This is a genomic window from Psychrobacillus sp. FSL K6-2843 (genome assembly GCF_038626375.1).
Taxonomy (GTDB): domain Bacteria; phylum Bacillota; class Bacilli; order Bacillales_A; family Planococcaceae; genus Psychrobacillus; species Psychrobacillus faecigallinarum.
This window is the reverse complement of the sequence record NZ_CP152021.1, coordinates 1,028,177-1,045,832: the sequence shown is the minus strand read 5'-3', so window position 1 is coordinate 1,045,832 and position 17,656 is coordinate 1,028,177. Positions and strand designations below refer to the sequence as shown.

Sequence of the window (17,656 nt, the reverse complement as noted above, 5' to 3'; positions counted from 1 at the left end):
ATAATCCCGCCCTTAAAGTTTAATGTAACGATTTGGTGTTTCGATTCCTTTAAACGCGTTACGAGTGTCAAAAATAACTTTAGATTTTTGAGCAATGTTCGCATAGTCAAAACCAGTATGATCCGTAGCTAACACAACGATATCTGCTGACTCCAATAATTCGTCAGTTAACTCAACTGTTTCAATTACTTGTCCTGCTACTCTGTATGAAGTTACATGCGGATCGACCGTTTTAAATTCTGCACCTTGTTGCATTAATAACTCAACTAATTTTAGGGATGGAGATTCACGCATATCATCGATATCTTTTTTATAAGCTACGCCCAATAAAAGAACCTTAGCATTACGTAAAGCTTTACCATCATCATTTAAAATTTGCATTGCACGAGTAATTACATATTCCGGCATTGAGTTGTTAATTTCACCAGCAAGCTCGATTAGTCTTGTGTGATAGTTATACTCTCTTGCTTTCCAAGTTAAGTAGAATGGATCGATTGGAATACAGTGACCGCCTAGACCTGGCCCTGGGTAAAATGCCATGAAGCCGTATGGTTTCGTTTTAGCTGCATCAATTACTTCCCATACATCGATACCCATTTTTTCGCAAAGAATTGCCATTTCATTAGCAAGTGCAATATTGATATGACGGAATGTATTTTCAAAAATTTTCTCCATTTCAGCAATAGCCGGACTAGAAACTTTATGCACGTCTCCGTCTAGTACATTGCTGTATAAAGCGGCTGCTACTGTTGTACAGTTATCAGTTATACCGCCAACTACTTTTGGAGTATTTTTAGTATTAAAGCTTTTATTACCTGGATCGATACGTTCAGGCGAATAAGCAATAAAGATGTCTTCTCCAACTACAAACCCTTTTTCTTCAAGCGCTGTTTTAATAATTTCCTCTGTTGTACCAGGGTATGTAGTAGATTCAAGTACAACTAATGTTCCCTTTTTAGCGTATTTAGCAATTTCATGTACTGAGCTTTCTACATAAGAAGTATCAGGCTGTTGATAAATATCTAAAGGCGTTGGTACGCAAATAGCTACAGCATCAACCGAACTAATTGAACCATAATCAGAAGAAGCTTTTAAATGACCAGACTCTACCATTTGCTTCAAATCAACATCTACTACATCGCCAATGTAGTTAATACCTTCATTTACTTGTTGTACTTTAGATTCCTGTACATCAAAGCCAATAACGTGATAACCGGCTTTAGCTTTTTCTACTGCTAGCGGTAAGCCAACATAACCTAAACCTACTACCCCAATAACAGCAGTATGATTTTCAATTTTCGCCAATAATTCTTCATAATATGTAGACATTATTTTTCTCTCCTTTTATAGGTGTTGCTCGATTATTCACTAATCTAAGATAACTCAAAATATAAATAGTAAATTATCACACCATCATATCCTAAGCAATTTATCATTTAATATTATTCACTTTAATAACGTACAATAGCACCTCTAGGATTCACATATCAACCCACTATTTAATAATTGATGCTATTGTCACGTCTTATAAGACTGGGTTCTTTATTTATGCTCTTTTGCTCTTTCTAGCATCTATAATATACTTCCACATAGATAAAGTAAGAATCGCTAATAAAATCCCTAAAATGAATCCTGCTATTGCAGCTTCTAATCCATATGTCTTTGTTTTTACAACATAAGTTTCAACTGCAAGGCTTGGCTTTTCATATGCAATGATGTCATTTCGTACTCTTTGCTCTGTTGCTAATGCATTAGTTAAATCCATTTCTGCTGTGGATAACAATGTTGTAAAATTATTAATCACTGTTAGATTATCTGATTCGTTTAAAATCTCTCTGTATTCCTCAATAGCAGTTTTAAGAGAAGCGATACGTTCTGCTTGAACAGAAGCGTATGTTTCTGTTCCACCAATTACTTTATCATGTTGTTCCATTAAACCTGCGAGTAATTGGTCATTAAATTGCGTTAATTCTTTTGATACTTGTTCTTCATTATCTCCAAAAGTCTCCGTTTTTATGTAACTTCTTGTAGGAACAAAAACTTCAGTCTTACCAGTAAAATGTTCTCCATATTTAGTCATAATATGGTCTGGATTAGTTAAGGCCTCTAGCTTTACTGAGCCCGTAAAGATTGTACTTTTTCCAACATACTTTCCGTCTGATGGCACTAGGAACGATGCTCCGTAACCTATTAAAGCTGCAATGATCGGTATAATAATGAACCAAATCTTTTTCCTCCAGAAAAACTCTAGAGAGTCATATAGACGATACGATTTATTTTCTGACATATCTCTTCTCCTTTAAATACATTCATATAGGTAGTTAAAGGGAAACGCAAAAACGTCTCCCTTTACTTGTTCAATCATTATTTTCCAGAAAAGAATTCAGCAATTTTTTCTACAACATATTTTTGCTGTTCTTCTTTTAGCTCAGGGAACATTGGTAAAGAAAGAGCCTCATTGGCTGCTTTTTCAGCTTTAGGATAATCCCCATTTTTATACCCTAAGCTTTCAAATACCGGTTGTATATGTAATGGAAGTGGATAGTAAATCATAGTTTCCACACCATTTTCTTTTAAGTAAGCTTGAAGCTCATCTCGACGCTCAGTTAGAATTGTGTACTGATGGAATACATGATGGAAACCTTCTACCTTAACAGGAGTTTTAACATAGTTTCCAACTTTTTCATTCAATAGCTGAGTATAAAAATCCGCATGAGTTCTGCGTAGATTACTCCAATCTTCTAAATGAGGGAACTTAACGTTCAATACAGCAGCTTGAAGCTCATCAAGTCGGCTATTATAACCTAATACACTGTGATAGTATTTTGGCTTACTACCGTGTACACGGATTACACGACACTTTTCAGCGATATCTTCATTATTAGTAACGATCATACCACCGTCACCGTATGCCCCAAGGTTTTTCGTTGGGAAGAAACTGTAAGTTGCAGCATCTCCTAACTCTCCAACAGTAAAGTCTCCTTGTCGAGCTCCGATTGCTTGTGCAGCATCCTCAATAACAATTAAATTATGCTTGTCCGCTATTTTACGAATACTTACCATATCAGCCATTTGGCCATATAAATGGACCGGTATAATCGCCTTTGTTTTATCTGTGATATGCTTTTCTATTTCAGCTGGATCTATATTGAAAGAAACAGGGTCAATATCTGCATAAACAGGTGTTGCACCCGCTCTAACGATTGCTCCACCAGTAGCAAAAAAAGTAAATGGAGTTGTAATTACTTCATCTCCAGGTCCTACTCCTGCTGCTTGTAGTGCAATGTGGATTGCATCACTACCATTACCGCAACCAATTCCATGCGCCACATGGCTATACTCAGCAATATCTGCTTCTAGTTTTTTTACATTGCTTCCTAGAATAAAGACCGAATTGCTCATAACTCCATCTAATGCTTCTAATACTTCTGTTTTCAGCGATGCATATTGCTCCGATAAATCTAACATTGGTACTTTCATTTTGTTTACACCAACCCTGTATGAATTATTTAATATGTGAAAAGCGTATACCACTCATAAGTGGCCAAATGAACTTCTAAAGAGTTTTCTAGTGGTTAATTACGCTTATACCCAACAACTTTTTGAAAAACAGAAATAATTGGTCGATATTCCTCATTCACAAGTCCAATTTTCTCTGCAATTATTTCAAATGCAATTAAGATAAATAAAATAATGAAAATAGCCCAGCGTAACGTTAGTGTTTCAAAAGTAATGGCTGATATACTAAATATCAAACCAAAACCATATATTACCAACACTGTATCTCTGTGCGAAAGTCCAAGAGCTAATAATCTATGGTGTAAATGTGATTTATCTGCCATTGAAATAGGCTTCCTGTTAACCAATCGCCGAATTATCGCGAACGAAGTATCAAAAATTGGTACTCCTAAAATCATAATTGGAACTACAAAACTAAAGAGTGTAACACTTTTGTATAGTCCTAAAAGAGACAAAATAGCAATAGCGTACCCTAAAAACATAGAGCCCGTATCACCCATGAAAATTTTCGCCGGGTGAAAATTGTGGAATAGGAACCCTAATGTACTTCCAAGTAATATTAAAGAAAGTGTCAGGATTAACATTTTATCTGCAGAAAACGCTAAAAATGCAATACTTGCAAATACAATGGAAGAGATTCCAGCTGATAGCCCATCTAATCCATCAATTAAATTTATAGCATTAGTAATTGCTAAAATCCAAAAAAGAGTTACTACATACGAGAAGATACCAAGATCAAATACTCCTAAAAAAGGAATATTTAGTACTTCAATCGTTAGTCCACTACCCATTACTGCACAAGCTGCTAAAATTTGACCTAATAATTTTACTTTGGCGGAGATTTCATGTCTATCATCGATAATACCTAAGACAATAATAATTATAGCCCCAACCATAATTCCAGTAATCTTTGCTTCATACAATCCCGCAACGAAATAACCAACTGTTACTGCTATAAAAATCGCAAGTCCGCCTAATCGAGGCATCACTTTTTGATGAACTTTTCTTTCAGAAGGTTTATCCACAGCCCCTATTTTATGAGCAAGCTTGATTACTAACGGGGTAACTGCGATTGCCGTGGCCATAGATATGATAAAAGCAAGAAGTAATTTTATATCCAAAAATATCATCCTTGTTTTTTTATTTTCATTTATCGCTAGGTTCTACAAAATAGACGAACTAACGACATGAAAGTTTCTTCAATAAATGATTATACTATAAAAATAGCTTTGTAACCAAATTTAATATAAAGAAAGAAAAGACTGACTTTTCGCTTTAGTATGAGCAAAAATCAGTCCTTTCTATTCCAGTAAAAAGTTTTACTTTTTCTCTAGTACTTTATTACGAGAATTCTGGCCAATTAACCTGATAAGTGTCGCCTTCTATCTTTTCAATCGTTCGATACTTAAGTGGAAGTAGTTCTTCCATTTCAGGTTCTTCTAGCAATATCTCTAACGGTAATAGTTTGAAGCTATCATCTTCTTCCATAATCATATAAGCTCCAGCTACTCTCCCATTTTCTTTCAGGTTTATTCTCATAAAGGCAGGAAAGTATAAGTTGTTGCTTGATTGAATAATAGAAGAAACAAGTACTATGTTCTTTCCGTCTTCAACAATGTTTTCTTGTTCAATCTTTTCAAAAACCTTTGCTGCCCAAGCTTGTCTCTTATAGAAACCTATAACCTTCTGGGCATTTCCTTCAGTTTTTTCATTATTTTCATTACTCTTTTCTTCCGAAGCCATGTACTTCCCTCCATAGTTAGCAAAAATCGATACTTATTAAGTTATCATACCTTAAAATGCCACGCAATACCTACTACTATTTGCTAGACTTTAGTCCTTATAAATAGCTTGAATGTCATCGATGATAATTTCGCCATTTGCTTTTTTAGCATTTTCAGTTTGCATATAACGAACAGGAAGATCCATTTTTAATGGATATGAAAGTCCCGCAGGCACCTCAGCAGTAACAAATCTCCAATCAGTCCAGGTAACATTTTTATCAAAGTCTAATTGAACCGTTTTACCTGAAGCATCTACTACCTGGGATCTTAACCAGTTGCCTTTACCATCTCCCTTAACCCACATCCCAACTTTCTTCAAAGGAGTGCTAATAGTTAAATTAGTTTTAGCATTAATATATGCACCAGAAGTACCCGTAGTATTTTTAAAATCATATGCTAGTTTAATAGCTTTTGATCCATCACGATCATTGACTACAGAGGAAACAGTAACATTATTAGCTCGGTCGCTCGTTGCTTCATAGTTTAATATCCCTTTGTTAAATGATTCTAGAATAGTTGGTGGAACGTCACCTATTATAATAGGAATACTTAACGATTTAGAACCATATTTAACAGTTATAGTACCAATACCATCTTTATTTGGTGCAGTATATTTACCGTTTGCTTGGACTTTACCTACCGAACTAGTCCAAGTAAACGCGCTTGCATCTGTTAATACCGCTTGTCCATTTTTCATACCGCTTACTGACAGCTGTACAGTTTGTCCTTTAGCTACTTGCAGAGAGCTTTCTGAAGCTTTTATACTATCAAGTGTGTTTGTTACTCTTAATTGTATATTAGTAGTTTTTCCTTCATAATTGACTATCCCTGCATAGGTACCAGGTTTTGCATTTACGACCTGCTTCCCATTTGAGTTAGTTAAAATAGAGGATGTTACTTTTCCTGATCCAGAAATTGCTACGGGATTCATATATTGGTCTATCCCTTTAACAGGTACTGATAAATTAGTATAAGAAGCACCTTGGAACACTTCCACCACATCAGATGCGGGAGCAATTGTTGCGACTGGACCCGTTTTATATGTGCTAACAAATAGAAGAGAATTAGCTACAGAACGTTCGTAGCCATCCGAGGGTTTGTTGGCAACAGTTACTTTATTGTTTCCAAGCTCTCTTACTACTATTGTGGAAGAACCTCCGCCGTCAAAAGTCATCGCGTAGTTAGCTCCCAGATCTTTCATTAGCTTTGCAGTATTTTGTAATGTAAGTCCTTTACTTCCAGTTGTACGCCCGTCTACTACAGCTGTAAATAGACTTCCGTCTTTTCTGACTCCGACCGCTGTTCTAGGTGCAACTCCCGCAACTTTAATAGTTTGAAGTGCCCCATTTTTAACTAAGTGATATCTTCCACTTACCGATTCTCTAACATCATTCCATTCGGCTGGAGTAAACTTAGTAGCAATTTGAATTTGGTCACCAACAGTAATACCTTGTAAGAAATCACCTGCAAAATGATGTCCAGACAAAATAATCTCATTTGGATTTAAAGCAGCATTTCCAGCACCACTTATTATCTCTGTCACTGTACCTACTAACGTTTCACCGCCATTGAGTTTCCCTGAGTCAATTTTGACACGAACTTCAGTACCTAACTCATTTGTGTTAGTTGTTGGAGCAAAATCTCTTGTATATACTACTAGATGGTTGGCTAACCTTTTTCTATTAACAGAGTTAATTGGATAAGATTTTCCGTTTACAGAAAGGCTCATCGCAACTTGAGGAGCACCAATAATTGCTTTCCCTTTCGATGTAATACCTAGTACTGCTAGATCACTCAATGCTGTTTGTGGTGTCGATACAATTGTTCCATCAATCATCATTAAATCAACAGGCTGTCCTTGCTTATCAAAATAATCTCCATTGACACCTGCTACTACGTGATAAGAATCGTTTTGAGGAACACTATTTGCCTGAGAAGAAGTAGTCTCAAACCCGATTATTTGATCTTTAGCAAGTTCTGCCTTCATTTGGATATTGGATGTTTTACCATCATAATCAATGACAAATAACTTTTGAGGACCTACAGCCCCATCAATATCGATTAGCTTCTTCCTTACTCCAGGAGCTATTTGCGTAATTGCCTGAGCTGCTACCTTTCCAATAGATAGGTTAGGAATAGCTTCCTTGGGAAACAGATTTGATGAAGGATTTCCTACTGAAGGAGTTCCTCCCTGAGCGTTTTCCAATTCTTTTAGCTTTGACTTAGACGGTGTTTTATACTCAACATATCCCGCCATTTTTGTTATATACATTCCTCCACCTAGACCGTACTGGCCACCGTATAAATTATCATATCGGTAAACACGATATTGTTCCCCTGGCTTTAGAATTTTCTCAAACACTAGACCATTTGATGTACGTTTCCATAGGTTGATCGGTTTTACTACTTTAATTTTTCCCACTTGACCTGGAACCATTAAAATACCGTCCCAATATACTTTCGTTGCTTGCGCTTCTACTTGACTTGGTTGGAATAGTGAACTCGTGACAACTGCAAAAACGACAAAAAGGTATAGCAATTTTCGTTTCATTTTAATTTAATTCTCCTTTAATTCCCAGCTTTTTCAGCTTGTTTTCCTCTGTTCTTCTCAATCGTATATCTCCAAAGGTTGCTTCCATCGTAGTAATAAAGGTTACCGTTTAAGTCCTGTTCAAGACCATAAACTCCTTCTTCCTTCAACCATTCAACCTGTAAAGTGTCTTTAGTTACTCGGAACAGCTTACCTTCCACACTTCCGTAAATGTAGCCATCGACACCTTCTAAAATTTGAGCATTACGGAAACGACCAGATATTAAAGGTAATAATTCAACTGTCTTAATATCCGTCCATTCATCCTTGTAGCTAAAAAGCTTTCCGTCGGCCATTCCCCAGACATTTTTGTCTTTATCTACTATTAAACTAGTAATCATACTTGCGCTAAATGGAAGATGGATATATTTTTTCGCTTCAGGATCAAAACGGTCAAAATAGAATAATCTAGCTCCTCTAGGATTAACCTGTTGATTGGCATGAATTGACGTTCCACCAAAAACCTGAGTGCCTCTACTAACTAGTGATACAATACTTTGGTTATATATATAATTCTCATAAATATCTGTTTTTTTAGTAGTGGTGTCATAAAAGACTAACGCCCCTCCACCAACACTAGTATCAGGTAAAGTACCAAGAATAATTTCTTTTCCACCATTGTATGGCGCTACTGCTGTAGATCGCTCCTGACCATACGGGCTCATTCTAATCACTTCTGCAGGATTTCCATTTGCCCATGGGATTGAACGATCATATACTAGCAATCTCGCTAATGGATAAGCACCGATATAAAGCTTGTTGTTTATTTCAAACATGGACTCCACTTGACTTATGTTACGATAAAGTTCCTTATCGCCAGTTTCCACGTTATAAATCCCGAGACCACCAGACATGTATCCATTTGCAAATATACTTTTTCCATCAGTACTAGAAGCTAGAGTATAAAGTTCTACCGGCTGCTCAGGTAACTCAAATTGATGGTATTGTAATTCTCCTGTTTGTGGATTGTATTCAAATAATTGCCCTAAGTTATCAACCATTCCAGATAAAACCCATTCTTTTGGTGTCTCAGTAGGTTCTTCTCCTACTATTTCTTCAGAAGATTCATCGTCTATTGGATTATCTTCCTTCGGCACAGTTGGTTCTGGTATTACGATTTCTGTGTTCTTTAAACCAGTTTCTACTGGTGGAATTGTTTCAGGTAGGTTATTTCCTTCTTCTTCAGAAACAACTGGATTTTTTACGATAAAATCAAGATTAATAGCCTCTGTCCCCTTTGGTAGAAAAACGCCTAGCTCCGAGTGCTCTTTTGTTTCAAAATCATATTTAATCAGTTGTTGCCCTTTTGTATAATAAATTCCTTCTCCATTTGGAGAAACGGCTGAAACAGTTTTGGAATTCAGTTCAAATTCATCTACGATTTTAAGTGTTTTACGATCAAAAATAACAGCCATATTAGATGGATGCAATCTAGCTACAATATAGTCATCCGTTAAAACTAAGTCCTGTGCATATTTTTCGGACATATATTTAGCTGGCAAGAATGAAGTGAAATTTTTAGTATTCGGTTTTTTAACTAATAGATCCATTGGAGATCCGATCGATACATAAATCTCATCTTTTTCTTCATCTGCTACAATCGCTTTAACAAACTCTTTACGTTTACGAATTTGTCCAAACTCTTCTATTTCTTTGGTTTCTGTATCATAAGCTACTAATGATCCACCATAGGCAGAACCAGCATAAACTTTATTGCCAGAAACTATTAAATCTTGAATAGATGTATCGCTCTTGTTTGAAAAGATGGCACCATGCTTTTCAAATACTTCCTCATTAGGGTCATAGCTGTAAAGCACACTAGATACCGATCCACCAACCCAAAGCTTGCCATTCTCATCTACGTCCAAGCCCCATGCACTTTTCGAATCTTCTAACGTAAACGTATGTAAGATTTCCTTTGACTTATAGTCAACGACAACTAGTGCCGCTGGAGAGCCATGCATGATGTAATAAATAAAATAGTCGCCCTCGTTATTTGCTGCAATTTTAGATGAAACAGCTGAAGATTTAAAAATCATTGGACCTAAGTTCTCATAGCCTTCTTCAATTACTTCTTCAACTGGCTTATCATCAATAATATTGTCTAACCAATCTTCTGAGTTATCTACCTCAACGTTACCTTCACCAATATTCTCTCCTACTGGTGCATCTTCATTTACTACTGGTTCTTTTACTTCTACCTTTGGCTCATTAACTATTTCTGCTGCATAAACATTACTCATTGGCGCTGCTAAAACCATAGCAAGCATTGCTGTACTAATTTTTTTCAACATTCTAACCCCTTTCATAACTATTCTAACTTTAACATGATTTGGTAACTTTTAAAATATAATCATGTAACTAAAATGTAATGTTAGCATTTTATATAGCAAATGCTACCACTAATGTTTCATGATATAATAATACTGGAAATAAAAGATAGGAGATTAGACATATATGCTAGAATCTATTAAGAAAATGATTTCAGGAGAAATTATAGAGTTAAAGCAGCTAAATAAGATTGTTAATAAAATAAATTCCTTAGAAGAAACATTCAGTCATAAAAATGACACAGAGCTACAAGCGTACACAAATAAATTTCGCGAGCAATTAAATGAAGGTGTTTCACCAGAAGAACTTATTATTGAAGCATTCGCTGTGGTTCGAGAAGCATCTAAACGTGTTTTGGGAATGAGACATTACGATTCCCAATTAATGGGTGGTGCTGTGTTAACTCAATCTCAAATAGCTCAAATGCAAACAGGTGAGGGTAAAACATTAGTTGCTACACTACCTGCATACGTAATGGCAGCATACGGTAAGGGAACACATATTATCACAGCAAACGAATACTTAGCCACTCGAGATTTTGAACAAATGAAGCCTCTTTTTGAGTTTCTTGGACTTTCAGTAGGACTAAATGTATCTGGTCTAGAAAAAGAAGAGAAACAAGCCGCATACAATTGCGATATCACTTATGGTACTGGAACTGAGTTTGGTTTTGACTATCTAAGAGATCATATGATTCATCATGAAGATGAACTTGTTCAAAGGCCTCTTTTCTATGCATTAATAGATGAAGTTGATAGCATTCTGATAGATGAAGCAAGAACTCCTCTTATCATTGCAGGAAAATCGAATGCAAGCTTAAATTTATTCCCGATCATGCAACTAGTTGTGGAATCTTTTGAGGATAGCGAAGAATATGATTACTACCCAGAAACGAAACAAGTTGTTTTGTTAGATAATGGTGCGGACCGATTGGAAGAGGCCTTTGGCATCGACAATGTATATGACCGTGAGCATAGAGAATTTCTTCACATAGCTATGCAAACGCTTCGTGCTAAAGTAGTCATGAGAAAAGATGTCGATTACATTGTGAAAAACGATAAGATACAAATCGTCGATCAATATACTGGACGAGTAATGGAAGGCAGAACGTATAGCGATGGCCTTCATCAAGCAATAGAAGCTAAAGAAAAGGTATCGATCAAAGAGGAAAACAATACACAAGCTTCTGTAACTGTGCAGCATTATTTCCGTCTATATAGTCATATTTCTGGGATGACAGGCAGTGCTATGCCTTCTCGGGAAGAGTTTTGGGAAACTTATAGTTTAAGAGTTACAGAAATTCCTACTAACAAACCGAACAAGCGAATTGATATGGAAACTCTTGTATATTTAAGCTATGAGGATAAAATGAAAAAAATTGTAGAAGAAACCAAACGACTTCATGAAACAGGAAGACCAGTTTTGATTGGAACAACTTCTATAGAGCAATCAGAAAAGCTTTCTGATTACTTAAAAGAGACAGGATTGAAACACAATATTTTAAATGCTAAATCAGAGGAAGACGAAGCAGAGATTATTTCTAACGCGGGTCAAATGAACAAGATTATGCTTGCTACTAACATGGCAGGACGTGGAACAGATATAATCTTAGGAGAAGGCGTATCCGAATTAGGTGGCTTACATATTATTGGGACTGAGCTTCATAGTAGTGCCCGTATAGATATGCAGCTACGTGGACGTGGTGGTCGTCAAGGTGACCCAGGTAGCACCCAGTTTATTATTTCGTTAGAAGACGAGCTTTTCCACTATTATGACGAAGAAGAATTTGCTAGATTCAAAAAGAAAGCTAAAGCGGATGATACTGGTTTAATTATTTCTCCAAACCCTACTAAATTCGCATATAACGTTCAAAAAGTGATTGAGGGTATGCACTTCTCAAGTCGTTCTCATTTATTAAAGCTCGATGATGTTAATAATGACCAACAAAAGGTTATTTATAACTACCGTGAAAAAGCATTAAAAACTGAGAATATAAAATCTTTAGTGCAGATTGCTATGCAAGAACGTTTAAATTACTTTTTAAAAGACATCTTAGACATAGACACTGAAATCGATGCGACAAAGCACCAGGAAGTCATTGATGAAATAAAGATTGTTGGCACTCTTACTGCCGAGGGTCAAATAGACTACTCTAACTTCAAACTTGAAAGCAAGGAACAGCTACAAAAGGAACTAAATACAGTATACAGAAAAGCAATAGACGCATTAGACAGTGATGTAGACCTTGACACATGGAAGGATGTACAAACCATCTATATTGAAACACTAGATAGATATTGGATATCCCAACTAGGAGACTTACATCATTTAAGAGAAGGAATTTCAGTTCGTGGATACGGACAGGAAGATCCTTATAGATTATATTCTTTTGACGCTCTAGATTTGTTTAACCATATGCTTAACTCCTTTTTCCGCGATATCAGCAGATATTTCTTACAGGTAAATACAGCAAACAATGAAGAATAATAGAGCATGATTAATACTTATAGACTGCAGACAAGCTCAAATAACCTTTTGAGTTTAACTGCAGTCTATTATTTTGAAAACGCAAACTGCCTTTGATTGCCAGTTCTCATCTCTTCCTTTAGTACTTGATAGATTTTTATAACAATACCTAAGAACTTTAAATAAGATGGTGATTTTTATAGTTTTAATGACATCAGGGGAAACTCAACAATATTTTTCACATAAAAAGAGACAGTCCCAAAATTTATACTTTTGAGACTACCTCTATTTTTATCATTCAAATCTCGATACCAATTCATGCATGTTTTCTGCCTCATCTTGAAGTTGAAGAGCTGAATTCATAATAGAAGCAATTGCATTACTTTGTTCTTCTATAGAAGCATTCATCTGCTCAGTAGCAGCTGCAGATTCCTCTGCAACTGCAGCAATATTAGAAATTGCTCCGACAACTACTTCTCTATTAGAGTACATTTTATTCATTTCATCGTTTAAATAAATAAGCCCTTCCTTTATTCGTTGGATTGAATTAGATAGTTCGAGGTAGGCTTGTTTTGTATATCCTACTGAAATAATTTGTTCATTTGAGATAAATTGGGTTTCTCTCATTTTTTCTTCTGCCGATCGTGTATCCTGTTCAATTTGTTTTAATAGACTGCGTACACTGTTCGTAGCATCTTGGGTACCTTCTGAAAGCTTTCTAACTTCCTCTGCCACCACCGCGAAACCCTTGCCATGCTCTCCTGCTCTAGCAGCTTCTATACTAGCATTTAAAGCAAGTAGATTAGTTTGAGCAGAAATATCATTTATCGTTTGAACAATTTGCCCTATTTCTCCCATCCGACTAGTAAGCTGAGTAAAGTTCGACTGAAGCACATCCATAACGATTTGAAATCTATCGGTATTATTAGTCAAAATATTTATGTTAGATACGGCATTCTCTTGCACGTTCGTCATTTGGCTAACACCATCTATAATCTCTTTATATTGCTCTAGCGTTTTTTCTATCACAGCAGAAAGGTCATTTACTTTGTCAGAAGCAACTTCCGCTTCCTCCGCTTGTATAACTGCCCCCCTAGAGATTTCTGTGATGACATGAGAAATTTCACTAGTTGCTGCAGTTGTTTCTTCCGTCACCGCACTAAGTGCTTCAGAGGAATCTCTCATATGCTCTGATGATATTTTTGTTTGACTTACCATTTCCTCTAGACTCTTTTTCATGTTATTTACATTTAATGCTAACTGGCCAAGCTCGTCCTTTGTTTCTATAGGAATAACGTTTCCGCTAAGCTTTCCGCCTGCTATATCCGAGGTTGTCACCATAATCTTCTTTATATAAGAGGTCATTTTTCCCGCAAAGAACCAGAAGAGACCAATTCCCAATAAAAGAGATATAATAATAGTAATAATGGTAGTAAGTAAAATGGTGTTTGCACCTTTATTAAATTCCATTTCATACGTGCCAGCAACAACCACCCAACCCCAGTTAGGTTCTAATATGCTGTATGTAATTTTAGGCTCCACTTGCTCTTGGTCACTAGGGAGTGGCCATTTATAAGAAACGAACCCCCCACCATTTTTTGCTTTTTCTATTACATCTCTTATAAAATACTTACCATCTTCGGATTGATTATTATATAAATTTTCTCCTTCCATGCTAGGGTGCACCAATAATGTACCTTTCTCATCCATTACATAATAATAGAAGTTATCCCCAAAGGTTGCCGGATTAGTGATCGTTCGTTTATCGTCTTCATTTAAAGGACCTATGATTTTATCGGCCGCTCGACCCTGTGCCTCTTCTAAAGTTAAATTACCTTTTTCTACCTCTTTGCTTAACTCATCAATCAAATCCAAAATTGCGTAGGTGCCATTTTGAATTCCTAATTTGCCTAATTCATCTAATTCGTTTTTTGCCAATAAATAATTGTTTAGACCTACCATTAGTAAAGGTATTGATATCACGATTGAAGCTAGGACTAAAAGTTTACTTCTCACAGACCCCTTCATATAATTACACCCCTTTCACGAATAATTATACCTATATTCAATCTAACACCCTGTGATAATTATCACAAAATTACATCAAACAACTATTTTTAATCATTTTATGAATCGGTGCTGATGGAGAATGCAGAAGAATCTAAATCAAATATTCACTAAAAACTATCTATATATTGAAATATTCAATTTGCTAGTTCAAGCATAAAAAATACTTTTCTAACCGGACATATATTACTACTACTTACTTCAATAAATTCATACAAATACATAAGAATATGTTATTTAAGGAGACTTTTTATGTCTAAAAAGAATATCATCCTGTTAGTTCTATTATTTTTCTGTTGTATTTTTATAGGTTTATTTTTTTATGCCCAAAATGTATATAGTGACGTTACGACCACTCTTCAAGAAATACATGAGCCAGAGCTAAGAAAAGTTTCTGTATTAAGAAAAGATGAGATTGTGTTACAGAAGAAAATCCCTTTTTCCTTATTAATCTTAGGTGTGGATAAAAGAGAAGGAGATAAAGGACGTTCTGATACAATTCTTTTCCTAACAGTGAACCCTACTAGCGAATCCATTAAAATGGTTAGCATTCCTCGAGATACTTATACAGAGATCATCGGAAAAGAAATTCAAGACAAAATCAATCACGCCTATGCATTCGGGGGCATAGAAATGTCTGTAAATACAGTTGAAAATCTACTAAATGTTCCAATTGACTATGTGATTCAAATAGATATGGAAGGATTTAAGGACATTGTGGATTTTATAGGTGGCGTGACAGTTAACAATGACAGGAGCTTCCAGGTGAATGATACTATCTTCAAAGAAGGAGAAATTAGCTTACACGGAGAACAGGCTTTAGATTATGTACAAATGCGTAAGGATGATCCACAGGGAGATTTTGGGAGGCAATTACGTCAAAAACAAGTAATTCAATCCCTACTAAAAAAGGGAGCCAACTTTAACATACTCTTAAAGCATAATGAGCTCCTTCATATTATCGAAGAAAATATACAAACCAATATGACCTTCGAGCAAATGCTAAATATACAAAAGGAATATAAAAAAAGCATAAATACGATTGAATCTTTATCCTTTGAGGACGGTGTCGGAGAATTAAAGAATGGTATTTGGTATTATATGATGAACGAGGATGAATTAAATGATATTTCCAGGGAAATGAACGAGCATTTAAAAATGTAGTAAAAGCTCTGTAGAAGCGCAAATATTATCTTTTACAAACCAACTATAAATATCATTTTTTAGAACTGTCATAAAATACGGTAACTCTATACTCGTAAATTATGACAGTTTAGTTATATAATCCATTGAAAATGTATTTTCCCACCAATTTTCAACTGAGAAACCTTCCACAAATCCTCCTCAGCTATCTTTCCTATGGTTGCGTATCCGCCAACTGTCTGTGCATCTGCCATTAAAATAACAGGCTGACCATTGTTAGAGACTTGGATAGTACCAAACTGTGTAGCCTCGGATAAGATGTCTCCATTTGTAACAAATTCCAGCTCTGCGCCCTCTATGTAGTACCCCATTCGATCACCAGCTTTATAAATGTATGTCGAGTCCAAAAAAGTCTCGATACTTTTTTGTTTAAACAAAGACAAATGGGGGCTTTTCCATACATTTACGGTAACTTCTTTTTCATAATTAGGAATAAAAGATGGTATTAAACCAGTTTGCACTTTACTATAAGGGATATCTGGGACAAACAAGATCATTCCTGGCTTCAACACACCCCCTATGTCAGCTCGTGGATATGCAGATTTACTGTTCATGACTGCGTCAGCACAAAACCCTCCTACTGGTATTATATATGCAATACTTCCTACCCTTGGTCCTTTAAAAGTTAAGACTTGTCCCTTAAAGACACTAAAAGACTTCCATAAAGTTATGGGCTTTCCATCTAAAGCCGCTTCGAGGTCTGCTCCACAGATGACTATTTTATGAGTATCTAATACTTCTAGTGAAATTCCTCCTAAAAATATTTCTAATGTAAGAGAATCTGGAGAATTATTCATTATTTTATTACCTATTTGAAAAGCAAACTTGTCCATTGCCCCCGCCACTGGCATACCAAATTTTCGATAGCCTGTTCTTCCTAAATCTTGATAGGAGGCGTATACCCCCTCTTTTATAACTTTAAATAATGCTTTCACATTCTCAACTCCATAGGTGCAACCTTTACGTTATTTTCCTCTAGCACCATTCTCACTTTCTTAACAATAGACGAAACATTTTTTCCATCACCATGAAAGCACAAAGTATCGGCATGGATACTTATTATATTACCTGTCTTGGTCTTTACTTCATTCCCTTTTACAATTCGTAATGCTTGATTGACAACATCCTCCACAGTAGCTAACACAGCATTTGGTTCAGTTCGACTAACGAGATAACCTTCTTCATCATAAAGTCGATCAGCAAAAGCCTCTTGGGCAGTTTGAAGTCCAAGGTCTTTTCCAGCGACTATTATTTCACTATTACTTAAGCCAAATAGAATCGCATTCGGTTCAATATCATAGACTGCTCTAGCTATTGCTCTAGCAATAGAACTATTTATAGCTGCCATATTGTATAGTGCTCCATGAGGTTTTACATGAGCAAGCTGTACATTTTGAATCTGACAAAAAGCCTTTAACGCCCCTATTTGATAAATGATCATTTCATAAATTTCATTTGGAGACATATTCATATTTCTACGTCCAAATCCTTGTTTATCAGGAAAACCAGGATGAGCACCAATAGATAAATTATTTTTCTTTGCCTCTTGGACTGTACTGTTCATTACCGTGAAATCTCCAGCATGAAATCCGCAAGCAATATTTGCAGATGTAATTACTTTAAATAATTCTTCATCCTCTCCTATCTTAAAGCTACCAAAGCTTTCTCCAACATCAGCATTTATATCAATCCTCAT

Annotated in this window: 12 protein-coding genes; 2 read left to right on the top strand and 10 right to left on the bottom strand. The window is 35.8% G+C overall.

Going from position 1 to position 17,656, the window contains the following annotated elements; translation table 11 throughout:
* Positions 1 to 12: 12 nt before the first annotated feature.
* The 7 genes from MKY94_RS05120 to MKY94_RS05090 all read right to left on the bottom strand — a co-directional run bounded on the left by MKY94_RS05120 (position 13) and on the right by MKY94_RS05090 (position 10,187).
* Positions 13 to 1,329, bottom strand: coding sequence for a nucleotide sugar dehydrogenase (locus MKY94_RS05120; RefSeq protein WP_144537519.1), 1,317 nt, complete (start codon positions 1,327 to 1,329; stop codon positions 13 to 15).
* 217 nt (positions 1,330 to 1,546) lie between these two features.
* Positions 1,547 to 2,287: a hypothetical protein gene (locus MKY94_RS05115; protein ID WP_191696530.1), complete on the bottom strand. Its 741-nt coding sequence runs from the start codon at positions 2,285 to 2,287 to the stop codon at positions 1,547 to 1,549.
* 77 nt (positions 2,288 to 2,364) lie between these two features.
* Positions 2,365 to 3,480, bottom strand: coding sequence for a DegT/DnrJ/EryC1/StrS family aminotransferase (locus MKY94_RS05110; protein ID WP_340844251.1), 1,116 nt, complete (start codon positions 3,478 to 3,480; stop codon positions 2,365 to 2,367).
* A 95-nt stretch (positions 3,481 to 3,575) separates the two neighbouring features.
* Positions 3,576 to 4,640 carry an MraY family glycosyltransferase gene (locus MKY94_RS05105; protein WP_144537513.1) on the bottom strand — a complete coding sequence of 355 codons (1,065 nt, stop codon included), beginning with the start codon at positions 4,638 to 4,640 and terminating at the stop codon, positions 3,576 to 3,578.
* A gap of 220 nt (positions 4,641 to 4,860) precedes the next feature.
* A complete protein-coding gene (locus MKY94_RS05100) occupies positions 4,861 to 5,262 on the bottom strand; it encodes a hypothetical protein (RefSeq protein ID WP_340844250.1) in 402 nt (133 codons plus the stop codon).
* A 90-nt stretch (positions 5,263 to 5,352) separates the two neighbouring features.
* Positions 5,353 to 7,854 (bottom strand): phosphodiester glycosidase family protein, encoded by a 2,502-nt coding sequence (locus MKY94_RS05095; RefSeq protein ID WP_340844249.1) that lies wholly within the window; start codon positions 7,852 to 7,854, stop codon positions 5,353 to 5,355.
* Positions 7,855 to 7,871: 17 nt separating this feature from the next.
* Positions 7,872 to 10,187, bottom strand: a complete 2,316-nt coding sequence (locus MKY94_RS05090; RefSeq protein WP_342578170.1) for a hypothetical protein — start codon at positions 10,185 to 10,187, stop codon at positions 7,872 to 7,874.
* A 163-nt stretch (positions 10,188 to 10,350) separates the two neighbouring features.
* On the opposite strand from MKY94_RS05090, the gene secA reads away from it, so the two are divergent.
* On the top strand, positions 10,351 to 12,711 hold the full coding sequence (gene secA, locus MKY94_RS05085; protein WP_340844247.1) for a preprotein translocase subunit SecA: 2,361 nt from the start codon (positions 10,351 to 10,353) through the stop codon (positions 12,709 to 12,711).
* A 273-nt stretch (positions 12,712 to 12,984) separates the two neighbouring features.
* Here the strand turns inward: secA and MKY94_RS05080 are convergent, their stop codons facing one another.
* Positions 12,985 to 14,718 (bottom strand): cache domain-containing protein, encoded by a 1,734-nt coding sequence (locus MKY94_RS05080; RefSeq protein ID WP_151110962.1) that lies wholly within the window; start codon positions 14,716 to 14,718, stop codon positions 12,985 to 12,987.
* Positions 14,719 to 15,009: 291 nt separating this feature from the next.
* On the opposite strand from MKY94_RS05080, the gene MKY94_RS05075 reads away from it, so the two are divergent.
* Entirely contained in the window at positions 15,010 to 15,921 is a 912-nt protein-coding gene (locus MKY94_RS05075; protein ID WP_151110964.1) for an LCP family protein, read from the top strand.
* 113 nt (positions 15,922 to 16,034) lie between these two features.
* Here the strand turns inward: MKY94_RS05075 and MKY94_RS05070 are convergent, their stop codons facing one another.
* On the bottom strand, positions 16,035 to 16,895 hold the full coding sequence (locus MKY94_RS05070) for a biotin-dependent carboxyltransferase family protein (protein ID WP_342578168.1): 861 nt from the start codon (positions 16,893 to 16,895) through the stop codon (positions 16,035 to 16,037).
* Entirely contained in the window at positions 16,892 to 17,656 is a 765-nt protein-coding gene (locus tag MKY94_RS05065) for a 5-oxoprolinase subunit PxpA (protein WP_342578166.1), read from the bottom strand. Before MKY94_RS05065 ends, MKY94_RS05070 begins: the two co-directional genes overlap by 4 nt.

Coding starts and splice junctions, on each gene's coding strand:
- MKY94_RS05100 (WP_340844250.1), bottom strand. CDS start 5,262: ATGGCTTCGGAAGAAAAGAGTAATGAAAATAATGAAAAAACTGAAGGA.
- MKY94_RS05110 (WP_340844251.1), bottom strand. CDS start 3,480: ATGAAAGTACCAATGTTAGATTTATCGGAGCAATATGCATCGCTGAAA.
- MKY94_RS05090 (WP_342578170.1), bottom strand. CDS start 10,187: ATGTTGAAAAAAATTAGTACAGCAATGCTTGCTATGGTTTTAGCAGCG.
- MKY94_RS05095 (WP_340844249.1), bottom strand. CDS start 7,854: ATGAAACGAAAATTGCTATACCTTTTTGTCGTTTTTGCAGTTGTCACG.
- MKY94_RS05065 (WP_342578166.1), bottom strand. CDS start 17,656: ATGAGGATTGATATAAATGCTGATGTTGGAGAAAGCTTTGGTAGCTTT.
- MKY94_RS05120 (WP_144537519.1), bottom strand. CDS start 1,329: ATGTCTACATATTATGAAGAATTATTGGCGAAAATTGAAAATCATACT.
- MKY94_RS05075 (WP_151110964.1), top strand. CDS start 15,010: ATGTCTAAAAAGAATATCATCCTGTTAGTTCTATTATTTTTCTGTTGT.
- secA (WP_340844247.1), top strand. CDS start 10,351: ATGCTAGAATCTATTAAGAAAATGATTTCAGGAGAAATTATAGAGTTA.
- MKY94_RS05115 (WP_191696530.1), bottom strand. CDS start 2,287: ATGTCAGAAAATAAATCGTATCGTCTATATGACTCTCTAGAGTTTTTC.
- MKY94_RS05080 (WP_151110962.1), bottom strand. CDS start 14,718: ATGAAGGGGTCTGTGAGAAGTAAACTTTTAGTCCTAGCTTCAATCGTG.